At 70.0% G+C, this 20,048-nt stretch carries 21 protein-coding genes; 5 read left to right on the top strand and 16 right to left on the bottom strand.

Annotated features, from left to right (window positions below; genetic code table 11):
* Positions 1–46: 46 nt before the first annotated feature.
* Positions 47–835, bottom strand: coding sequence for a dioxygenase family protein (locus BA062_RS01855; RefSeq protein WP_110334354.1), 789 nt, complete (start codon positions 833–835; stop codon positions 47–49).
* A 68-nt stretch (positions 836–903) separates the two neighbouring features.
* Here BA062_RS01855 and BA062_RS01850 point away from each other — a divergent pair, with 68 nt between their 5' ends.
* Complete coding sequence (locus tag BA062_RS01850) at positions 904–1,275, top strand: hypothetical protein (RefSeq protein WP_110334238.1); 372 nt, start codon at positions 904–906, stop codon at positions 1,273–1,275.
* A gap of 3 nt (positions 1,276–1,278) precedes the next feature.
* Here the strand turns inward: BA062_RS01850 and dnaB are convergent, their stop codons facing one another.
* The 12 genes from dnaB to BA062_RS01790 form a co-directional block, all read right to left on the bottom strand.
* Entirely contained in the window at positions 1,279–2,664 is a 1,386-nt protein-coding gene (dnaB, locus tag BA062_RS01845) for a replicative DNA helicase (RefSeq protein ID WP_110334237.1), read from the bottom strand.
* A gap of 447 nt (positions 2,665–3,111) precedes the next feature.
* Positions 3,112–3,909, bottom strand: coding sequence for an ESX secretion-associated protein EspG (locus BA062_RS01840; protein WP_110334236.1), 798 nt, complete (start codon positions 3,907–3,909; stop codon positions 3,112–3,114).
* 37 nt (positions 3,910–3,946) lie between these two features.
* Positions 3,947–5,329 (bottom strand): PPE domain-containing protein, encoded by a 1,383-nt coding sequence (locus BA062_RS01835; protein WP_110334235.1) that lies wholly within the window; start codon positions 5,327–5,329, stop codon positions 3,947–3,949.
* Between the two features lie 6 nt (positions 5,330–5,335).
* Positions 5,336–5,935, bottom strand: coding sequence for a DUF3558 domain-containing protein (locus BA062_RS01830; protein WP_110334234.1), 600 nt, complete (start codon positions 5,933–5,935; stop codon positions 5,336–5,338).
* The gene (locus tag BA062_RS01825; protein ID WP_245959632.1) at positions 5,932–6,354 is read right to left on the bottom strand and encodes a hypothetical protein; all 423 of its coding nucleotides are present in this window, start codon (positions 6,352–6,354) and stop codon (positions 5,932–5,934) included. Before BA062_RS01825 ends, BA062_RS01830 begins: the two co-directional genes overlap by 4 nt.
* A gap of 179 nt (positions 6,355–6,533) precedes the next feature.
* The gene (gene rplI, locus BA062_RS01820; protein ID WP_110334233.1) at positions 6,534–6,989 is read right to left on the bottom strand and encodes a 50S ribosomal protein L9; all 456 of its coding nucleotides are present in this window, start codon (positions 6,987–6,989) and stop codon (positions 6,534–6,536) included.
* A 14-nt stretch (positions 6,990–7,003) separates the two neighbouring features.
* Positions 7,004–7,252: a 30S ribosomal protein S18 gene (gene rpsR, locus BA062_RS01815; protein WP_110334232.1), complete on the bottom strand. Its 249-nt coding sequence runs from the start codon at positions 7,250–7,252 to the stop codon at positions 7,004–7,006.
* A 35-nt stretch (positions 7,253–7,287) separates the two neighbouring features.
* Positions 7,288–7,773 carry a single-stranded DNA-binding protein gene (locus BA062_RS01810; RefSeq protein WP_110334231.1) on the bottom strand — a complete coding sequence of 162 codons (486 nt, stop codon included), beginning with the start codon at positions 7,771–7,773 and terminating at the stop codon, positions 7,288–7,290.
* Positions 7,774–7,780: 7 nt separating this feature from the next.
* Complete coding sequence (rpsF, locus tag BA062_RS01805; protein WP_110334230.1) at positions 7,781–8,113, bottom strand: 30S ribosomal protein S6; 333 nt, start codon at positions 8,111–8,113, stop codon at positions 7,781–7,783.
* Between the two features lie 81 nt (positions 8,114–8,194).
* Positions 8,195–9,112, bottom strand: a complete 918-nt coding sequence (locus BA062_RS01800) for a hypothetical protein (RefSeq protein ID WP_110334352.1) — start codon at positions 9,110–9,112, stop codon at positions 8,195–8,197.
* A gap of 85 nt (positions 9,113–9,197) precedes the next feature.
* Positions 9,198–10,082, bottom strand: a complete 885-nt coding sequence (locus BA062_RS01795) for a hypothetical protein (protein WP_210406729.1) — start codon at positions 10,080–10,082, stop codon at positions 9,198–9,200.
* Positions 10,083–10,140: 58 nt separating this feature from the next.
* Entirely contained in the window at positions 10,141–11,007 is an 867-nt protein-coding gene (locus BA062_RS01790) for a hypothetical protein (RefSeq protein ID WP_110334228.1), read from the bottom strand.
* A 100-nt stretch (positions 11,008–11,107) separates the two neighbouring features.
* On the opposite strand from BA062_RS01790, the gene BA062_RS01785 reads away from it, so the two are divergent.
* The gene (locus tag BA062_RS01785; protein ID WP_110334227.1) at positions 11,108–11,878 is read left to right on the top strand and encodes a deoxyribonuclease IV; all 771 of its coding nucleotides are present in this window, start codon (positions 11,108–11,110) and stop codon (positions 11,876–11,878) included.
* Entirely contained in the window at positions 11,871–13,250 is a 1,380-nt protein-coding gene (locus BA062_RS01780; RefSeq protein ID WP_146239988.1) for a glycosyltransferase 87 family protein, read from the top strand. The genes BA062_RS01785 and BA062_RS01780 overlap by 8 nt, the downstream gene beginning before the upstream one ends.
* Here the strand turns inward: BA062_RS01780 and BA062_RS01775 are convergent.
* The 3 genes from BA062_RS01775 to BA062_RS01760 all read right to left on the bottom strand — a co-directional run bounded on the left by BA062_RS01775 (position 13,136) and on the right by BA062_RS01760 (position 18,062).
* Complete coding sequence (locus BA062_RS01775) at positions 13,136–14,680, bottom strand: glycosyltransferase family 87 protein (RefSeq protein ID WP_245959631.1); 1,545 nt, start codon at positions 14,678–14,680, stop codon at positions 13,136–13,138. The two genes, BA062_RS01780 and BA062_RS01775, sit on opposite strands and share 115 nt — an antisense overlap.
* Before the next feature lie 65 nt (positions 14,681–14,745).
* Positions 14,746–17,565, bottom strand: a complete 2,820-nt coding sequence (locus BA062_RS01770; RefSeq protein WP_245959630.1) for a transglycosylase domain-containing protein — start codon at positions 17,563–17,565, stop codon at positions 14,746–14,748.
* Positions 17,566–17,663: 98 nt separating this feature from the next.
* On the bottom strand, positions 17,664–18,062 hold the full coding sequence (locus BA062_RS01760; protein ID WP_110334351.1) for a DUF5318 domain-containing protein: 399 nt from the start codon (positions 18,060–18,062) through the stop codon (positions 17,664–17,666).
* Positions 18,063–18,314: 252 nt separating this feature from the next.
* Here BA062_RS01760 and BA062_RS01755 point away from each other — a divergent pair, with 252 nt between their 5' ends.
* Together BA062_RS01755 and BA062_RS01750 are read left to right on the top strand one after the other, a co-directional pair.
* Entirely contained in the window at positions 18,315–18,857 is a 543-nt protein-coding gene (locus tag BA062_RS01755) for a PadR family transcriptional regulator (protein ID WP_110334224.1), read from the top strand.
* Between the two features lie 53 nt (positions 18,858–18,910).
* Complete coding sequence (locus BA062_RS01750; RefSeq protein ID WP_110334223.1) at positions 18,911–19,999, top strand: inositol-3-phosphate synthase; 1,089 nt, start codon at positions 18,911–18,913, stop codon at positions 19,997–19,999.
* The last annotated feature ends 49 nt before the right edge of the window (positions 20,000–20,048 follow it).

Below are 20,048 nucleotides of genomic sequence, written 5' to 3'. Positions count from 1 at the left end.
CCGGGGAGACGACGAGGTCTCCCCGGCCCGGCCTTTCGTCGTGTGCTCAGCCGAGCTGGACGGACCGCTTGGCGAGCCCGTACCAGTAGCCGTCGATCACCGTGCGTGCCGCGCTCCCCTCGTCGCCCGCTCCGAGGGAGACGAACAGCGGTGCGAAGTGCTCGGTGCGCGGGTGGGCGAGCTCCGCGGCGGGTGCCTTGTGCTGGAAGTCGAGCACGGCGTCGATGTCGCCGGAGGCCAGCGTCTGCGCGCCCCAGTGGTCGAACTCGGCCGACCACGCCGGGGGCGCCCCGTCGACACCGTCGACCGCCTGCATGGCCCGCAGGTTGTGGGTGAAGAACCCGCTGCCGATGATCAGCACGCCCTCGTCGCGCAGCGGAGCGAGCTTGCGGCCGAGGTCGTAGAGCTGCACTGGGTCGAGTGAGGGCATCGACACCTGGAGCACCGGCACGTCGGCGCCGGGGAACATCTCCACGAGCGGCACGTAGGCGCCGTGGTCGAGACCGCGGTCCGGCGCGTCGTGCACGGGTGTGTCGGTGCTGTGCAGGAGCCTGCGTACCCGCGCGGCGAGGTCAGGAGCGCCCGGCGCTCGGTACCGCACGCGGTAGTAGTGCTCGGGGAAGCCCCAGAAGTCGTAGACGAGCGGCACGGTGGTGGTCGCGCCGATCGTGAGCGGGGCCTCCTCCCAGTGCGCGGAGACGATGAGGATCGACCTGGGCTTCGGCAGGTCCGCCGACCAGTCGGCGAGTTGCCTGGTCCACGTCGCGTCGTCGGCGAGCGGGGGTGCGCCGTGGCTGAGGTAGAGCACCGGCATCCGGTCGGGGTGAACTGGCATCGCGAACTCCAAGGTTGAATGTTCAACTACCAGTGTACGCCACTCCGGCGCGATGCCTACCATGAGACATGGTCGGGAACATCCTGATCTACCTCGGCGTCGTGGTCTTTCCGACTGCGACGTGCTGGGCCGTGCTGCGGATCCCGCGCCTCATCGAGAGGTGGAACCGTAGGCGCCCGCCCGCGACCAGCGCCGTACCCGTCGAGCGGCTGGCCGCGGACCTGCGGCGCGTGCACCGTGCGCTCGTCGGGCTCGCGCCCGACGCCCCCGTGCTGCGCAGGCGCGCCACCTGCCAGGCCTACGACGCGCTGTTGATGCAGGCGTGCCGTGCGGTCGACGTGCCGCAGAGCCTGGACGCCGTGCCCGAGGGCATCGAGCGGGACGTCGAACGGCTGCGGGTGGAGGAGGCGCTGCGCGGCGCGGGCCTCGCGATCCCGTGAGCGCTACTCCTGGGCCAGGTCGGCGAAGCGGCTGTAGTGCAGCTGATGGGCGACGCTGATCGTGCTGGTCGGGCCGGCACGGTGCTTGGCGAGGATCAGGTCGGCCTCGCCGGCCCTCGGGTCGTCGCGCTCCCACGCGTCCGGGCGGTGGATGAGCACCACCATGTCGGCGTCCTGCTCCAGCGAACCGGACTCACGCAGGTCGGCGAGCATCGGGCGCTTGTCGGTGCGCTGCTCGGGACCACGGTTCAGCTGGCTGATCGCGATCACGGGCACCTCGAGCTCCTTGGCCAGCAGCTTGAGGGCACGGGAGAACTCCGACACCTCCTGCTGGCGGGACTCGACGCGCTTGCCCGAGGTCATCAGCTGCAGGTAGTCGACGACGATCAGCTTGAGGTCGTTGCGCTGCTTGAGCCGCCTGGCCTTCGCGCGGATCTCCATCATCGTCAGGTTCGGCGAGTCGTCGACGAAGAGCGGCGCCTCGCTGATCTCGCTCATCCGCCTGGCCAGCCGGGTCCAGTCGTCGTCGGACATGCGGCCACCACGCATGTCGGCGAGCCGGATCCGCGCCTCCGCGGAGAGCATGCGCATCACGATCTCGGTGCGGCTCATCTCCAGCGAGAAGATGGCGCTGGTCATGCCGTGCCGGATCGAGCACGACCGCGCGAAGTCCAGTCCCAGGGTCGACTTACCGACACCGGGCCGCGCCGCCACGATGATCATCTGGCCGGGGTGCAGGCCGTTGGTCACCTCGTCGAAGTCGGCGAAGCCGGTGGGGATGCCCTGCGCGGTGCCGCCCCTGGACGCGATCGCGTCGATCTCGTCCATCGTCGGCTGGAGCAGCTCCTCCAGCGCGACGTAGTCCTCGCTGGTCCGTCGCTCGGTGACCTCGTAGATCGCGGCCTGCGCGCGGTCGACCACCTCGTTGACGTCGCCGCCGTCGGTGCCGTCCGCGCCGTAGCCGTACTGCACGATCCGCGTGCCCGCCTCCACCAGGCGGCGCAGGATCGCCTTCTCGGCCACGATCTGCGCGTAGTACCCGGCGTTGGCCGCTGTGGGCACCGTCGCGATCAACGTGTGCAGGTACGGGGCGCCGCCGACGCGGCTCAGCTCCCCTCGCCGCTCCAGCTCCGCCGACACCGTGATCGGGTCGGCGGGCTCGCCCCGGCCGTAGAGGTCGAGGACGCAGTCGTAGACGGCCTGGTGCGCCGGCCGGTAGAAGTCGCCCGGGCGCAGCACCTCGACGACGTCGGCGATCGCGTCCTTCGACAGCAGCATGCCGCCGAGTACCGACTGCTCCGCCGCGACGTCCTGTGGCGGCTGACGATCGAACCCGCCGCCATTTCCGGACGAGGCGAAAGCGGGACTGCGGTCGTCGGTGATCGCCACCGGTGCAGGCACCTCCTCGGTGTCAGTCGACCTCGAACGTTTGTTCGAGTGTATCGGATCCGGCGACCGGTTCGCGGGTCCATGACACAGCGCGTTCCCGTGGTCGCCGGAGCACGCTAGATCGCTCGGAAGGACGAGTGCAATCCGGCCTGGGGACGCTCCTGTGGACAACCTGTTGACCGAGCCGCCCAACGAGTCACAAGCTCGCGAAAGCCTGTGTACAACCTGGGGATGAACGGTGGGTGCTTCATGAAAACCCCTGGTCAATCCCTGTGTGTAAGGTGTGGAGAAATTAGTTTTGCCCGGGACGGCGTGTCGCGTCGAACTCCCCGCTCGGCGTGTCGCGCATGGTGCTTGTCACCATGTCCGCACAAGCCCTGTGGATGAAGCTACGCAGCGTTGAGCGCCCACCCGTTCGGCTGAACGGGTGGGCACTGTCGCGATCACTCAGCCAACCGGCAGTCTGCCGCCGAGCTGACGGAGCCGCTCCACGATGGCCTGCGGGCTGCCCGGCGTGAACGCGATCAACGGCTCGCCGGACCCGGGCATCTCCTCGGTCAGCCAGCGGCCCTCGCTCGTGTCGATGTAGTTCAACGGCCGCTCGACGCGCTCACGCCGCCCGCCGCGGTTGCGCGCCGCGACGTACAGGCTGCCGCCGCCGAGCCTCGGCAGGCCCAGCACCCGGCGCAGCTCGTCGGCCTCGGCACCCGCCGCGCTCGGCGCCGCGCTCTGCATCACGGAGAAGCCGTCACCGTAGGACTCCGGACGGCGCCTGCCACCGGTCACCTGGCTCTTGGGCACGCGCAGCGCCTGGCCGCGTCCGGGAGCCAGGCGCGGGATCTGCGCGACGAAGTTGTCCAGCAGTTCCTCGGGCCGAACGGAGGCCAGTACCACGCCCTCGTGCTCGGTGTTGCGGGCCAGCACGAACGCCTCACCGCCCGCGGACCCGGCGAGGAGGGTGTAGTTCAGCGGCTGGCCGTCGTGGCCGCCGTTGATCCAGCCGTAGTACTCCAGTGACGGCCGGGCGACCGCCTCGATGGTGGCCTGCAGCCCGTTGTGCAGACCACCCCGCCCGTACAGCCCGTACCCCTGCAGCTCCAGGTTCGCCCGCTCGTCGGCCGCCCGCTGCGCCCTCTCGTCCTCCCACACCGGCGTGCTCGCGAGCACCGTGTGCGGCTCGGCGCCCCGGCGGCGGATGAGGTTGAGCAGCGTGCCCGTCGTCAAGGTCACCTGCTGGTCCAGCACCGTCGTGTCCCTCTTCTCTTGTCCAGCCCCAGCGGGCCTATTCGCCGATCACCGGCGGTGCGGTGAGCTCGTCGGTGCCGAACAGCGAGTTGCCGTCCTCCTCGACGAGGAACTTCGACTGGTGCTCCTCGTCGTCGGAGCCCTGGCCGCCGCGGCCTGCGCCGCCCATCGCGCCCATCGGCATGCCGCCCATGCCACCCCGGCCCGCGGCGCCCGCGGCCGCCGCGGCACCCATCGCGGCTCCTCCCATGCGACCCGCGCCAGAGCCCGCACCGGGTGCTGAGCCCGTCGTCGAGCCCGCACCGGGCACACCGGCGCCGCCCGCCGCACCGGGGCCGAAGCCACCGATCCCGCCGACGCCACCCCCGCTGTAAGAACCGGAGCCGGAACCGGAACCGCCGCCACCGCCGGGGCCGAAGCTGCTCGGCGTGTAGCCGCTGGTGGAGAAGTCCGCGGAGGGCACCTTCGAGGGGTTGTACCCGGAGGAGCTGGTGGTGTCGTCCCACTCCGGCACGTTGTAGCCGCCAGAGCCGTTACCACCCGAACCAGAGCCGTAGCCGCCGGGACCGCCGATGCCGGGAACGCCGGTGCCCCCGCCACCGTAGGAACCGCCGCCGCCACCGCCGTACGAACCGCCGCCACCGTACGAACCGCCACCACCGGGGCCGCCGATCCCGGGGATGCTGCCGCCACCGTAGGAACCGCCGCCCCCACCGCTGCCGCCGCCACCGGTGCCGTCGTCGTCCCCTGAGCCCCCAGGGTCGTCGGTCCCGTCGCCAGGCTTCCTCTTGTCGTCACCGCCGCCGTTCTCGTCGACGTTGACGTCGCCGATCTCGCCGTCGAGCGCGGTGTACGTCGGCAGGTGCTGGCCGTTGTCGGAGCTCGCCTTGAAGTACTCGTTGAACGCGTCGACGTTGGCCTGTGCCTTGGTGTTGTAGTCGTTGATCGCGCGGTCGGTGTCGGTCTCCCACGGCGTGATGTCGTTGAGGAAGCCGCTCTCCGGCGGTTCCTTGGGAATCGGCTGCACCTTGGAGTACACGGTCTCGAACGCGGCGCTCTGCTCGCCGAGGGCCCGGTCGCTCTCCTGGAGCTTGTCGCCAGAGTCCTGCATCCACTCCTTGAGCGGATGCGCACCGGATCGCGCCGCGTCGGCGCCGTCGCCCTGCCACGCCTCGTCCATGACCCGGTTCAGCTCGTCGATCTGCGTGACCCGGTCCTGGTAGACGCGCTGCAGCGTGTTGGCCGAGATCTGGCCCTCGTTGATCGAGCCCGCGCCGGGGCCCGTCGTCACCTGCTCCCAGATCTGGTAGGCGTCGATCGTGCGGCTGCCGTCGCCGCCCGAGTAGCTGCCTGCTTCGCCCTGCGTCGCGGCGCCGTAGGCCGCGGCCCCCGCGACTATCGGAACAAGGAAGAGCACCATGTCGGATCAACCCCTCAGTGTGGCGATGGTGGCTTCCGCCACTCGATCGGCGACCGGGCACGGGTCGCTGACCTCGGGCCCGTAGTCGAAGTTGGTGAGCACGAAGATCGTGGTCTTCTCGTCGACGCCGACCCAGAGCCCGCAGCCCCCATCGGTGCGGTTGTCGATCGTCGCGGTGTGGACGGCCGGGTACCCGGCGATCTCGGTTTCCTCGAAGTAGTCGTTGCGGGAACGCTGCTCGTAGATCGCGGAGAGACCGTTCTCGTTCTCGGTCACCACGGAAAGGTCGACGCGGTTACCGCTCTCCGCCGCGTACTCCCACACGCACGCCGTCGCGTTCTCGGCGCCGGCGGCGGCTTCCTGGCGGCCCTCGGCGAACCCGAGCTCGGACAGGTCGGCCGGTGACAGCGCGGCACACGGGTCCGACACCAGCGCCGTGGCGTCGAGCGGCTCGCTGACCGGCGGTGCCGCCTGCGCCGAGCTGGACGGGGCCGAGGGCGACGGGGCAGGGCTCTGCTCCGGTTCCTCTCCTCCGCCACACGCACCGAGCGTCGTTGCCGTCGCGAGCACGGCGAGTGCGAGACCCGCTCGCTGGCGCACGCTCATGCGGACTGCTCACCCGCTCTGGCCACGTCCGACTGCGCCTGCTCCTCCTGGGTGCTGATGCTCTGCTTGGCCTTGCGCAGCGCGTCGATGTACTGTGCGACGTACTTCTGCATCCGCTGGTTGGCCTCGAGGAACGCCTTGCCCGACGGGTTTGCGAGGTTGGCGAAGTCGCCGCTCGCGAACTCGCGGCCGGGTCCCTGCACGTGGGCCATGCGCTCGGCGTCGCGTTCGTCGGTCTTCAGCGCGTCGCGCAGGTCCTCCCAGCGCTGGATGACGCTCTCGAGCTCGTCCGCCTTGAACTTGTAGCCGCCTCCGGCCGCCGGAGCCGGAGCGCCCGCCACCTTCGGAGCGGCCATCATCACGACCTTGCTGGCACCGGCTCCCACGGCACCGCCGACCCCACCACCTGCGTCCAGCATCGCCCGCTGATCCCCCTTCACCCTCAGTGAAGATTAAGTTTCCTCAGGGCGCCGAGTGCTCGTCAAGCGCACCCCGCCCGTCCGCTCACTCAGACGTGCGCGGACGCCGATGAGTTCCCCCGAAAACGCCGGTGGCGGGACCCCGCGAAGGGATCCCGCCACCGGTGAAGCAGGCCTGCTTACTTGGCCGTGACCTCGATGCGCACGTCGGCGGTCACGTCCGGGTGGAGCCGGGCGCTGACCGAGTGCTTGCCGAGCGTCTTGATGTGCTCGCCGAGCTCGATGGTGCGCTTGTCGAGCAGCGGGCCGCCCGCGGCCTTGATCGCACCGACGATGTCGGCCGTGGTGACCGAGCCGAAGAGCTTCTTCGAGCCCTCGGCGGCCTTGGCGGAGAGCTGGATCGCGCCGAGGCCCTCCAGCGTCGCCTTGACCTCCTTGGCGTGGTCGAGGTCGCGGATGCGACGGCTCTCCTGCGCCCTGCGGATGGTCTGGACGTTCTTCTCCGCGCCCTTGGTCGCCGTGATGGCGTACCCGCGGGGCAGCAGGTAGTTGCGCGCGTAGCCGTCCTTGACCTCGACGATGTCGCCGGGGCCGCCCAGGTTCGCCACGTCGGTCGTCAGGATGATCTTCGCCATGTCTGACTCCCTTCTCAGCGAGCGGTGGACGTGTAGGGCAGCAGCGCCATCTCGCGGGAGTTCTTGACCGCGATGGCGATGTCACGCTGGTGCTGGCTGCAGTTGCCGGTGACCCGGCGGGCCCGGATCTTGCCGCGGTCGGAGATGTACTTCCGCAGCAGGTTGGTGTCCTTGTAGTCGATGTGCTCCGGGTGGCCCTGCTTCTCGGCCTTGCAGAACACGCAGACCTTCTTCTTCGGCTTACGAACGGGTGGCTTCGCCACTGTCTACTCCTGGGGAACTGTTCTCGTGGTTATGTCTAGAAGGGCGGTTCGTCGGAGAATCCGCCGCCACCTGCCGGTGGCGCGGAACCCCACGGGTCGTCGGCGGGCGCGCCCGAGCCGCCACCGCCGAAGCCGCCACCGCCGCCGCCACTGCCGCGGCTGACCTTGTTGACCTTGGCGGTCGCGTAGCGCAGCGAGGGGCCGATCTCGTCGACCTCGAGCTCGACGACGGTCCGCTTCTCGCCTTCCTTGGTCTCGAACGAACGCTGCTTCAGCCTGCCCTGGACGATCACCCTGGCGCCCCTGGTCAGCGTCTCGGCGACGTTCTCGGCCGCCTGCCGCCAGATGTTGCAGCGCAGGAACAGGGCCTCGCCGTCCTTCCACTCGCCGCTCTGGCGGTCGAAGGTGCGCGGCGTCGACGCGACCGTGAAGTTCGCGACGGCCGCACCGGACGGTGTGAAACGGAGCTCCGGGTCGGCGGTGAGGTTGCCGACCACTGTGATGACGGTGTCTCCGGCCATCAGCGCATCAGGCCTTCGCGGCGATCTTCTGGGCGGCCTTCGTGCCCCGCGGCAGCTCGCGACGCACGACCTTGGTGCGCAGCACGGTCTCCTGCAGCGACAGCTGGCGGTCCAGCTCCTTGACCGCGTCCGGCTCGGAACGCAGGTCGAGCACGGCGTAGATGCCCTCGGCGTGCTTCTTGATCTCGTAGGAGAGCCTGCGGCGACCCCACACGTCGACCTTCTCCACGCTGCCGCCGGAGTTGCGGATCACGTTGAGGAAGTTGTCCAGCGTGGGCGCGACCGTACGCTCGTCGAGCGAGGGATCGAGGATGACCATTACCTCGTAATGGCGTGACACAACCACTCACCTCCTATGGGCTTCGCGGTCACGGACGATCCGTGACAGGAGGGTTGCCAGTCGGTCAGTGTACGTGGCCGGTCAGACGGTCCTGCGCAGGACCCAGGTCCTCACCAGCGCGGCGGTGACGCCGGCCAGCGCGACCACCGCGAGCAGCATGGGCAGCTGCACCTGGCTCTCGGAGGCCGGGGCGGCGAGCGCGTCGGCGTTGCCCGCGTTGCGCACGTCGGCCTGACCCGTGTCGGCGCCGTTGCCGGTGTCGGCACCGAGGATGCCGAACTCGGCCGAGCGGGGGACCCCGCTCGACGGCGGGTAGCGCAGGCCGGGCGGCACGGCGATGCCCGCGCTCGGCGCGGTCGCGACCGGCAGTCCGCTGTAGTCGCGCGGCGGCACCGCGGCGCCACCGCTGCCCAGCGGGACATCGGGGGCCGCGGACGGGCTGCCGACCGCTCCCGGCGTGGTCGTGGGAGCGGCGCCGGGCTGCGGCGACGGCGAGTTGGGCGTTGTCGGGGCGACGTAGTTCGAGGCGAAGACCGAGAGGCCGCAGTTGCCCGCGACCTTGTTGGCGATCGTGTCGAGGGTCTTCTGCTTCGTCGACTCCAGCGCGCCGAGACCCGCCTCGTCCTCGAGCGCGTTGCGGACGGCGGTGCCGATCACGGCGCCGTTGACGTTGCCGCCCTGCGCGTCGGGCACGGAGCCGACGGTGAGCGTCTCCTTGGCGATCTCGTTGGCGAGGTGATCGGGCCAGATCGTGAGGTCGTGCACGATGATGATCGACTTGGCCTCCTGCGCACCGCGCTTGACCAGGTCCTTCACCGCGGCGCCGTTGACGGTCACCACTTCGCCGACCGGGCCGGTGACGGCGGCGGTGCACGATTCCGCCGACGGGATGGCCGCCGAGGCGGTCCCCGCGGTCAGCACCGAACCACCGGTGATCGCGGCGGCGATGGCTGCGGTGGTGAGCACCTTCCTGGCCATCCGTGACAGAGCGGTCGGCATGGTCCGCACAGGAGCTGTCCCTCCGAAGTTGGCGCCGTGTCAAATAGGTAACGAGAAGTCACCGCAGAAGATACGCGAGAACGCGCTACGTGGTTGCCCTTCTCAGCACCCAGGTTCGCACGAGCGCGGCGGTGACCCCGGAGAGCGCGAGCACGGCGAGCAGCATCGGCAGCGCGGGAGCGTCGGCGATACCGGCCGGGCCCGCAGGCAGGGCGTCCGCCTGGCCCGCGTTGCGCACGCCGTCGTCGCCGCCTGCGGCGTTGGCGCTGTCCTCGCCGAGGATGCCGAACTGCGGCGAGTAGCCGGGGATCTGCCCTCCGTAGCGGACACCGGGAGACATCGAGAACAGGCCGGGCGTCGCCATCGGCAGCCCCGTGTAGTCCCGCATGGGTGCCCACGCGGTGCTGTAGCCGAGCCAGGCCGCACCCGGCAGTGCCGAGCCGCCGAGCACGGGGCTGTTGGGCGCGGGGACGCCGCCCTGCCACCCGGGCGTCGCGCCGGGGTTGCCGGCTGGTGCGGGCCGGGCGCCGGGCTGCTGGGGTGCGGGCTGCTGGGGTGGCTGCTGTGGCGCCGGATCGGTGCCCGTGGAATCGGACAGCGCTCCCGTGACCGTGCCGACCGCGTCGTTCGCCGTGCCCGTCACGCCCTCGACGGCACCGTTCACGGCGTTCGCGGCAGGCTGGCCGACGCCGGGAACGGGGGCGACCACGGTGTCGACGACGTTGACGGTCACTCGGCAGACGCCGTTGAGCAACGAGCCGATGCCCTCGGTGACGACGCCGAGGTCGAGCGTGAGGCCGAGCAGGGTGACGCCCTGGATGTGGTCGCCGGGTGCCGCGGTGACCGTGCTGCCGCACGGCACCGTCTTGGTCTCCGCCGTCGCCACTCCGGGCGCGGCCAGCGCCGCCGTGCCCGCCAGTACGACAGCGGCGGTCCCCACGGCTGCGGCTCTGCCGGTGCTCCTCCGCATGCGTGCCTCCCGGTGCGCTCCTTTAGGTAACGAACCAGTAGGGAAGGCGTGACGCGGCTCAGGCGGCCTTGCGGCGAAGCCAGGAGCGGGCGAGTCCCGCGATCACGAGCACAAGGGCGACCACGGCCAGCAGCAGCGGGAGCCGCTCGGGCGAGTCGGGCGCGGGCAGAGCGTGGGCGGTGCCGGAGTCCCTCGTGTTGGCCACGTCGGGCACGTTGCCGCCGTCGGGCTGGGCGCCGGGCGCCAGCGGCGGTGCGAGCGGCGGGATCGACGGCATCGGGGGCACCTCGATGGGGCCGAGCGGAACGAAACCGTTGATCGGCACCGTGTAGCCGGGCGACGGCGTGAACGTGCCGCTCCCGCCGTCCGAGCCGGTGGCCCCGCCGGGGCCGTTCTCGCCGCCGTCGCCGCCACCCGGCTCACCCGGTGCGGGCTGACCCGGATCGCCGGGCGCTGGCTCACCGGGGTCCGGCTCCCCGGGGCCTGGCTGCTCCGGGTCCTCGGGGTCCTCCGGCGAGGGCTCCCCGGGAGCGGGGTTCGGCAGCACGTCCTGCACGGGCGCGGTCAGGGCGTTCACCGTGGTCTGCGTGGTGTCGCAGACCTGGCCGAGTGGGTTCACCACGAGGTCGGCGTCGCTGACGCCGAGGCCGTCGAGCGCCTCCTTCACCGGCAGCGAGAGCAGGGCGCCGGACTCGGAGCCGAGGCCGAGGTCGAGCAGGCCGGGCTGGTTCACGGCGGCGCCGAGGTCCACCGTGAGCGGCTTGCCGTCCTCGCCCTTGAGCGTGGCGTCGCACTCCCCGACCACCACCGCGCCCTCCTCGGCCTCGGCCGAAGCGGTGCCGGGCAGAAGCAGCAGGGCGGACGTGGTCAGCGTGACGCCGACCGTGCCGAGCCGGACGACGTGCCGCTGAAACCCAGACCCCATGAGTTCCTCGCCTTCACGCTCTGTGTGTGACCCCAGTCAAATGCGTAGGACACGATCACGGTACTCGATGGAGGCCACCGCGAATCGTTACCCTCGAGAAATGCTCATCGGCGCCCACGTCCGTGACGACGACCCTCTCTCCGCGGCCCGCGAGCGGAACGCTGACGCCGTGCAGTTCTTCCTCTCGGATCCGCAGGGCTGGAAGAAGCCGCAGCGGCATCCACAGGCCGACGACTTCGCACCGGCGGGGGTGACCGTCTACATCCACTCGCCCTACGTGCTCAACGTGGCGTCGCTGAACAACCGCATCCGGATCCCTTCGCGCAAGACGGTCGCCCAGCACGCGGAAGGCGCCGCCGAGGTCGGCGCGAAAGGGCTGGTCGTGCACGGCGGGCACGTGCGCAAGGGAGAGGATGCCGAGGAGGGCGTCGCCAACTGGCGCAAGCTCTTCGAGCGGCAGGCGGAGCAGGGCGGTTTCGGGGTACCGCTGCTGATCGAGAACACCGCGGGCGGCGAGAACGCGATGGCCCGCGACCTCGACATGCTGGCCAGGCTGTGGGACGCGGTCGGCGAGTTCGGCGCGGGCTTCTGCCTCGACACGTGCCACGCCTACGCGGCGGGCTGGGATCTGGAGAGCGCCGTCGAGCGGGTGCTGGCGATCACCGGGCGCATCGACCTGGTGCACCTCAACAACTCGCGTGACGAGTTCGGCTCCCAGCGCGACCGGCACGCCAACGTGGTCGGTGGCGACGGCACGATCGACCCCGCGCTGCTCGCCGAGGTCGCCAAGTCGGCCGGTGCCCCGGTGATCGTGGAGACGCCCTCCGAGGGTCAGGCCGCCGACATCGAGTTCCTGCACGGGCTTGCCTAGCTCCGCCCGTTCCGAGCGCCGGGCGCAGCTGGTGGTGATCCTCCTGCTGTGCGCGGCCACGCTGGCCCTCGGACTGCTTAACAAGTACCGCTGCACGGGTCCCGAGTTCGACGACTCGGGACGCAGCACGCCGAACTACTCGGAGCGCAACTACTTCGACGTCTGCTACTCCGACATCCAGTTCCTCTGGATCGGCAGGGACGTCGACCAGCACACGTTCCCCTACGTGCACGGCGACCTCCAGGACGGCACACTCGTGGGCGGCGCGCTGGAGTACCCGGTGCTGACCGGCCTGGTCGTGTGGGCCGGTGCGGCGTTCGCGGACAACGACGCCGAGTTCCTGCTGTACTCGGCGCTGCTGCTCGCGCCGTTCGGGCTGCTGACGGCGTGGCTGCTCGGCAGACTCGCCGGCTGGCGGGCGCTGGTGTGGGCGGTCGGTCCGCCGTTGGTGCTGTACGCGTTCCACAACTGGGACCTGCTGGCCGTCGCATGCTCGGTCGCCGCGTTCTTCGTGCTGTACCAGGGCCGGGGGACGCTGGAGCGGCGTGCGGGTTGGGCCGCCGCCCTGCTCGGCGCCGGCTTCGCGGTGAAGTTGTACCCGGCGCTGTTCGTGGTTCCGCTCGCGTTGTACGTGTTCACCGAGGGCGGCCGGGACGTGCGCGGCGCGGTGCGCGTCGCCGCGATCTCGGCGGGCACGGCGATCGCCGCCAACGTCCCGTTCGCGATCGCCGGGTTCGACGGCTGGTGGGCGTCGTTCGAGTTCCAGGGGCAGCGCGCGGTCGACGCGACCACGAACTCGGTGTGGTTCTGGGGCGTGCGGCCGCTCTTCGCCGACGACGAGGCGTTCCAGTCCTTCGCCGACGTGGCCTCGCCGCTGCTCGTACTCGCGTCGCTCGCGCTCGCCTGCTGGCTCGGCTGGCGGCGCTGGGCCACCGAGGGCGCCTACCCGCTGCTGCCCGTGTGCGCGGCGGCGCTCTGCGGATTCCTGCTGCTGCACAAGGTCCACTCGCCGCAGTACACGCTGTGGCTGCTGCCGATGTTCGCGCTCGTGCGCGTGCGGTGGGGCTGGGTGCTCGCCTACCTGGTCGCCGATCTCGCGATGGGCATCGGCATCTTCCGCTGGTACGGAGCGCTCGGCGAGGGCGGCGGCGCGATCTACGACGGGTTCGCCGCGCAGGCCGTGATGATCGGCGTGTGGGGACGGGCCGCGCTGCTCGCCGGGCTGTTCGTGGCGTTCTCGGCCGCCCAGGCGGTGCCCTACCGCGAGCGCACCGGCTTCCTCACCACCACGACGTCGGGCGCCCGGTCGAGCACGCCACCCATCGGGTCGTCCTCGCCGCCTGCGCGTACGAGGTCCTCCGACGGCCGGTAGATCTCCCTGATCACCAGCACGGCCAGCAGGATCACGGCCAGGTCGCGCACCACCACCGTGCCGAGGAACCAATCCTCCGGCAGACCCTTGTTGTCGGTGCCGAGGTAGTAGAACATCCTCGGCGCCCACACGAGCGCGTCGATCAGCATCCAGCCGAGCAGCAGTCGCCAGCGGGGGATCGCCAGCACCGCCAGCGGCACGAGCCACAGCGAGTACTGCGGGCTCCACACCTTGTTGGTGAGCAGGAACGCCGCGACGACCAGGAAGCACAGCTGCGCGAGCCTCGGCCGCACCGGTGCCGTGAGCGCGAGGTAGGCGACGCCGGCGCAGCAGATGAGGAACAGCGCACCGCTCACCGTGTTGAGCCACGACGGCGTCTCGCCGTGGGCGAGCTGACCGTCGAAGCCGAGCCAGCCGGTGAAGTGCGCGATGACGTTGTAGATCGAGTCCGGGTCCATGCCGCGCTCGGTGTTGAGCCGGAAGAACTCCTCCCAGCCCTGCCGCAGGAACAGCATGAACGGCAGGTTCACCACGAGCCACGTGCCCGCCGTGACGAGTGCGGTGGTGGTCCACTCGCGAAGTTTGCCCGCGCGCAGGCACAGCACGAGCAATGGGCCGAGCAACAGCAGCGGGTACATCTTCGCCGCGGCACCGATCCCGAGCAGCAGCCCGGCCAGCGCGGGTTTTCGTCTCGACCAGGCGAGCAGGCCGGTCGCGGCGAACGCGGCCGCGATCGTGTCGAAGTTGGTGAACGCGTGGACGGCCACGAGCGGGGACACCGCGACGAGTGCGGCGTCCCACGGTCGTCGGCGCGCCGTTCGCGCCACCGCCCAGACGGTGACCAGCCAGGCGGCAGCCAGGAACAACGCGGTGATGTTGAAGTACACGGCAACCGGCAGCGCCCCCGGCAGCCAGCCCGCCGCGGCGACGTCGTCCCAGGCGTGCGCGAGCTTGGCGTTGACCCACTGGAAAAGCCCCGTGAGCACGGGGTACTCCATGTACCGCACCTGCTCGCGGTCGGTGCCCTCGTTCTCGACCCAGCTCGTGGCGTACGGGAACGTGTCGTCCCGGTCCAGCCGCTCCGCCGTGTAGAGCGGCACGACGTCGGAATAGCACATCGCGACGTAGGGCCTGCCCGATCGCCAGTCGAGCTCCGCCTGGCCCTGGTCGTTGACGAACTGCTGGATGCACGCCGCCTTGCCGAACCAGCCCAGCGTGAGCGCCAGCACCGCGAGCAGGAGACAGACCCGCAGCGGGGACCAGAACCAGTGCCTGCCCACGGCGGCGTGCTCGCCGAGCGGCCCGCCGAGCGGGCGGGTCGCCGTGGCGACGAGCGGCTCGGTCCGGCTCGGCGCCACCCGCTGCCCAGCGTCCAGCGACGTCGTGTCGGGCGTCGGTGTCGAAGGCGAATCCTGACTATCGCTGGGCACGGGCCGCATGTTACGTGCCGTGCATGAGAAAGGCGGCGGGCACTCGTCGTGCCCGCCGCCTTCGGTCAGCCGCTATCCGGATTCCGATCGTCTTCCCCCGGGTCCGGCCACGTCGGGAGGCCCGGTCCCGGGTCGTCCGTCTCCGTCTCCGTCTCGTCCGTTGGAGTTGTCTCCTCGGTCGGAGTCGGCGTTGGGGTGGGAGTCGGCGTTGGGGTGGGAGTCGGCGTTGGCGTCGGTGTCGGGGTGTCCTCCGGAGTCGGGGTCGAATCGTCCGGCTCCGGCACGGTAGGGACCGCGCCGATCGGCTCTACCTCCTCGAACTCTGCCTCCGGCATGCCCTCGAGGTAGGTGTCCATGAACTCTTTCCACATCTCGCCCGGGAGGCCCGAACCGTAGATGAGGCTGCCGTCGGCGTCGCGAATCGGCTTGTTGTAGCCGGTGCCGACCCACACCGAGGTGGAGATCTGCGGCGTGTAGCCGACCATCCACGCCTCGGCGTTCTCGTTGACCGACTTGTTGCCCTCCGGGTCCACGTACTGGTGGGTACCGGTCTTGCCCGCACAGTCACGGTCGCCCGCACAGGTCAGCTCGGAGTAGGAGAGTACGGGCTCCAGCGACTCGGTCACGTTGCCCGCGATCTGCTTGCTCTCCTCGGGGTCCGAGGAGAACGCGGGCTCGCCCTGCGTCGCCTCTGGCGTGGTCTCGTCGAAGAGCACCTCGCCGTCGGCCGTCGTCAGCTTCGAGACGAAGTGCGTGTCGCGCTGGATCCCGTTGGCGGCGAACGTGGCGTAGGCGCCTGCCATGTCGGTGGGGGTCACCACGGTGCTACCACCACCGATGGCGATGTTGCCGTCCGCGTTGGCCATCGTCGGCCGGTTGCCGCCGTCGTCCTCGGGGATGCCCGCCGCCAGCGCGGCGTCGACGACCGCCTGCACGCCCACCTCGTTCAGCACGATGTCGTAGAACACCGTGTTGATCGAGCGCTCCATCGCCTCGGCGACCGTACATTGCGGACATTGCACGTTCTCCGAGTTGCGGATGACGCTGTTGCCGAACGTCCTCGGCGAGCTGCCGTCGTAGACCTCGCCGAGCCCCTTGCCGCTCTGCAACAGCGCCACCAGGTCGAACGGCTTGAACGACGACCCGGGGTTGCGCTGCTGGTTGGCCCAGTCCATCTCGTCGACGCCCGGCTTGTTCGGCCCGCCGTAGTAGGCGAGCACCCCGCCGGTCTTGGGGTCGACGGCCACGAGCGCCTGCCGCAGCTCCTCCGGCTGACCCTCCATCACGTCGTTGACGGTCTGCTTGGCGACGTCCTGCGCCCGCTGGTCGATCGTGGTGTACACCTTGTAGCCGCCGGCCTGGACCTTCTCCTCCGGGTAGCCCTTGGCCTCGAGCTCGGCCTTGATCCGCTGCTCGATGTAGGCGTCGGGGCCGGTGATGGCGTCCGGCTTGGACTGCTCGATCGGGATCGGCGTCGGGAACTTCGCCGAGTCCCGTTCGGCCTGCGTGATCCACTTGTTGGCGAGCATCTGGTCCATCACGTAGCTCCAGCGCTGCTGGGCGACCTCCATGTTCTCGGAGCGCCCCGGCTGCTGGATCAGGCCGGCGAGCAGCGCGGACTCGGAGGCGTTGAGCTCCTCGGCGTGCTTGCCGAAGAACGCCTGCGCCGCGGTCTCGATGCCGTACGCACCACGTCCGAAGTAGATGGTGTTCAGGTAGGCCGTGATGATCTGGTCCTTGGACTGCTCGTTGTTCATCTTGAACGCCTTGACGAGCTCGGTCCATTTACGGGTGTACGAGTACTCCTCGTTCTCCGTCGCCTTCTTGATGTACTGCTGGCTGATGGTCGAACCACCGCCGACGCCGCCGGTGAGCTGGTTCCACGCCGCGCGCGCGATACCGGTGAGGTCGAAGCCCGAGTTGGTCTCGAACGTCGCGTCCTCGGCCGCGTACACGGCGTGCCGGACGGGCTCGGTGATCTGGTGCGGCTTGAGGTGGATGCGGTTGCCGCCGTCGGCGGGGATGTCGCGGCCCATCTCCTTGCCGTCGGCGTAGAAGTAGGTCACGACCTTGCCCTGCTGCGCCGCGACCTCCTCGGGAGAGGGCACGTCCACGAGCAGGTAGGTGATGGCGAACGCGATCGCGGGCAGGACGAAGAAGATGCCGACGAAGGCGTAGAGGGACCTGCGGATGCGCCGCCAGCGCCGCTTCTTGCGCTCGGCGGGCGTCAGTACCTTCTTGCCCTTGGCGTCGACGTTGTCGTCGTCGCCGTCGTCGAAGCCCGTCTCCCGGAAGCGGGCTTCGTCCTCATCGGACCAGCCTCGGGAGTCGTAGCCGTCCTCGTCGTAGCCGTGGTCGTCGCGGCCCGTGCCGTTGTGCGCGCGGTGCGTGATCAGCTCCGGCTCGCGTGCTTCCTCGTGGGGGACGCCGACGGGCGCCACCATGCCGGTGGGCTGCTCCGACCGGGGCTGCCGCTGAGGCCGCTGCGGCTGGCGTGGCGGCTGCTGCCGGTTGCCCGCCTGCTGCGGGCCGCCAGAAGGACGTGCGCCGGGCGGCGGAGGGCCCTGCTGCCTGCGGCCGGGCGGGGGCGGCGGCTGAGCGGGCCCCGGCCTGCCGCCCTGCGGACGGCGCGGCTGCCTGCCGGGCTCACCGGGCCAGCGCGGTGCCTGGCCCTGGTCGTCGCCGGCAGGCCACTGCGGCTGGGGCCGCTGCGGCTGGGGCCGCTGCGGCTGCTGCGGGGGGCGCTGCCTCGGTTGCCGAGGGGGCCGCGCCGGCTCGTCGCCGGTGGGCCACTGCGGGCCGCCCTCGCCGCCGGACGAGTGCCTGCCATGTCTTCCCCGGCCGGGTTCCTCCCCCGGCCAGCGATGATTTCCCTGGTCGTTCACTCAAGACCCTCCCAGATCGGCGCGTCGGGGTACGCCGTTCTGCGGACCGACCCTCTGTGCGCGGCGGGATTCTGTTTCCATCGATCCCGTGTCTGCCGTCACTGACCTGCGGTCCTCCGTGAGTGTGGGTGCGTTGTTCCAGTACCGAGGACGTACGACTGCACCAGGTGGTTCCAGCCGCACGACCGGCAAACTTCCACAACATAGACGGTGAACTCGCCGAAAAGGTTGGCCATCCGCTCGAGTTCCTCAGGTGCGCGGGCGGAACCCGCGACGTGCTTGAGCTCGTCGCCGTACACCCACGAGACCAGCGTGAGCGCCTCCTTGCGGCACACCGGGCACGAGGACTTGCTGGGCTGACCATGGAACTTGGCCGCCCTGAGCAGGTAAGGGGTGGCGTCGCAGACGTCCATGGTGCTGACCCGGCCGGAGTAGACCTCGGCCAGCAGCGCACGGCGCTGTAGCGCGTAGTCGACGACCTGCCGCTGGTTTCGCACCACAACAGAGTACGTGTTCCGCGTGGGTTGGCCATGAGCCGTTCCGCCCAGCGCCGACCGCGGTCGGCAGGACACGCCGGGGAATAGATAACGCTCAGGTGAACTTTGCGTGGGATTCGGATGATCCGGTGGTTAGCTGCGCCACTTCGATGTATCAGCCCGATATAATCGGCCGGTAGGTTGACTCAGGTCATCCGGGGTACCCAGCGGCAACGCCGGATGGCGTCGTTTCGTTCCCGGAGGGGGTGCACCGTGCTGGAGTTCGCGATACTCGGGCTGTTGCACGAGGCACCCATGCACGGCTACGTGCTGCGCAAGCGGTTGCACGAGACCCTCGGCATGTTCCGGACGTTCTCGTACGGCTCGCTCTACCCGACGTTGCGTCGGCTGCTGCGGGCCGGGTGGATCGTCGAGGAGGCCGTCGACCCGGGCACCGGATGGAACCGGCGGGCGAAACGTGTGTACAAGCTCACCGCGGAAGGCAAGGAGCGGTTCGCAGAGCTGCTTGCCGACGCCGGTCCGCAAACGTGGGACGACGAGGGCTTCGGTGTCCACCTGACGTTCTTCTCCAGGACACCCGCCGACGTCAGGATGCGGATTCTGGAGGGTCGTCGTCGCCGCGTGGAGGAGCGCCGCGAAGGTCTTCGGGCAGCGTTGGCCAGGGCCGAGGAGAAGATCGATCGCTACACCCGTGAGCTGCATCAGCTGGGGCTGGAGGCGAGCGAACGAGAAGTGCGCTGGCTCAACGAGCTGATCGCGCACGAACAAGCCGAGCAGAACAAGACGGAGAACTAGGCCGCGGCTCGGCGAGACCTACACACCGAACACGAGTTAAGGGAGATACCGGCATGGGCGAGAACCGCCGCGTGAAGGTGGCCATCGTTGGCGTCGGCAACTGTGCGGCATCGCTGGTCCAGGGTGTTCACTACTACCGCGACGCCGACCCGGGCTCGCGCGTGCCTGGCCTGATGCACGTGCAGTTCGGCGACTACCACGTCCGGGATGTCGAGTTCGTCGCCGCGTTCGACGTCGACGCGAAGAAGGTCGGACAGGATCTGTCCGAGGCGATCCTGGCGAGCGAGAACAACACGATCAAGATCTGCGACGTCCCGCCGCTCAACGTCCCGGTGCTGCGCGGGCACACGCTGGACGGGCTCGGCCGCTTCTACCAGGAGACCATCAAGGAGTCCGACGACGCGCCGGTCGACGTGGTCGCCGCGTTGCGCGAGTCGCAGGCCGACGTGCTGGTGGCGTACCTGCCGGTGGGCTCCACCGAGGCCGCCCGGTTCTACGCGACCGCCGCGCTCGAGGCCGGTGTCGCGTTCGTCAACGCCATCCCGGTGTTCATCGCCTCCGACCCCGAGTGGGCCGCGAAGTTCGAGCAGGCCGGCATCCCGATCGTGGGTGACGACATCAAGTCGCAGGTCGGCGCCACCATCACGCACCGCGTGCTGGCGAAGCTGTTCGAGGACCGCGGTGTCCAGCTCGACCGCACCATGCAGCTCAACGTGGGCGGCAACATGGACTTCAAGAACATGAAGGAGCTGGAGCGGCTCGAGTCGAAGAAGATCTCGAAGACGCAGGCCGTCACCTCGCAGATCGACCGCGACCTCGGCAAGGCCAACGTCCACGTGGGCCCTTCGGACTACGTGCAGTGGCTCGACGACCGCAAGTGGGCCTACGTCCGGCTCGAGGGCCGCGCCTTCGGTGACGTGCCGTTGAACCTGGAGTACAAGCTCGAGGTGTGGGACTCCCCGAACTCGGCGGGCATCATCATCGACGCGGTGCGCGCGGCGAAGATCGCCAAGGATCGCGGTATCGGCGGCCCGCTGCTCTCGGCGTCGTCCTACTTCATGAAGTCGCCGCCGGTGCAGTACGACGACTCCACCGCCCGCGACTCGGTGGAGAAGTTCATCGCGGGCGAAGTCGAGCGCTGACCCTTCTCACCGAGCCCAGCTGCAGTGAAGGCCACCATGCCTGCGTTGA

The organism is Prauserella flavalba (genome assembly GCF_003202235.1).
Classification (GTDB): Bacteria; Actinomycetota; Actinomycetes; order Mycobacteriales; family Pseudonocardiaceae; genus Prauserella_A; species Prauserella_A flavalba.
The sequence above is the reverse complement of the archived record's forward strand: the minus strand, read 5'-3'. Positions and strand labels throughout refer to the sequence as shown.

What these genes read in the sequence shown, in the direction of transcription:
- BA062_RS01810 (WP_110334231.1), bottom strand. Translation starts at nt 7,773, where the DNA reads ATGGCCGGAGACACCGTCATCACAGTGGTCGGCAACCTCACCGCCGAC.
- BA062_RS01750 (WP_110334223.1), top strand. Translation starts at nt 18,911, where the DNA reads ATGGGCGAGAACCGCCGCGTGAAGGTGGCCATCGTTGGCGTCGGCAAC.
- BA062_RS01835 (WP_110334235.1), bottom strand. Translation starts at nt 5,329, where the DNA reads ATGGTGCTCTTCCTTGTTCCGATAGTCGCGGGGGCCGCGGCCTACGGC.
- BA062_RS01850 (WP_110334238.1), top strand. Translation starts at nt 904, where the DNA reads ATGGTCGGGAACATCCTGATCTACCTCGGCGTCGTGGTCTTTCCGACT.
- BA062_RS01795 (WP_210406729.1), bottom strand. Translation starts at nt 10,082, where the DNA reads ATGCGGAGGAGCACCGGCAGAGCCGCAGCCGTGGGGACCGCCGCTGTC.
- BA062_RS01830 (WP_110334234.1), bottom strand. Translation starts at nt 5,935, where the DNA reads ATGAGCGTGCGCCAGCGAGCGGGTCTCGCACTCGCCGTGCTCGCGACG.
- BA062_RS01855 (WP_110334354.1), bottom strand. Translation starts at nt 835, where the DNA reads ATGCCAGTTCACCCCGACCGGATGCCGGTGCTCTACCTCAGCCACGGC.
- BA062_RS01785 (WP_110334227.1), top strand. Translation starts at nt 11,108, where the DNA reads ATGCTCATCGGCGCCCACGTCCGTGACGACGACCCTCTCTCCGCGGCC.
- BA062_RS01790 (WP_110334228.1), bottom strand. Translation starts at nt 11,007, where the DNA reads ATGGGGTCTGGGTTTCAGCGGCACGTCGTCCGGCTCGGCACGGTCGGC.
- BA062_RS01800 (WP_110334352.1), bottom strand. Translation starts at nt 9,112, where the DNA reads ATGCCGACCGCTCTGTCACGGATGGCCAGGAAGGTGCTCACCACCGCA.
- rplI (WP_110334233.1), bottom strand. Translation starts at nt 6,989, where the DNA reads ATGGCGAAGATCATCCTGACGACCGACGTGGCGAACCTGGGCGGCCCC.
- BA062_RS01825 (WP_245959632.1), bottom strand. Translation starts at nt 6,354, where the DNA reads ATGCTGGACGCAGGTGGTGGGGTCGGCGGTGCCGTGGGAGCCGGTGCC.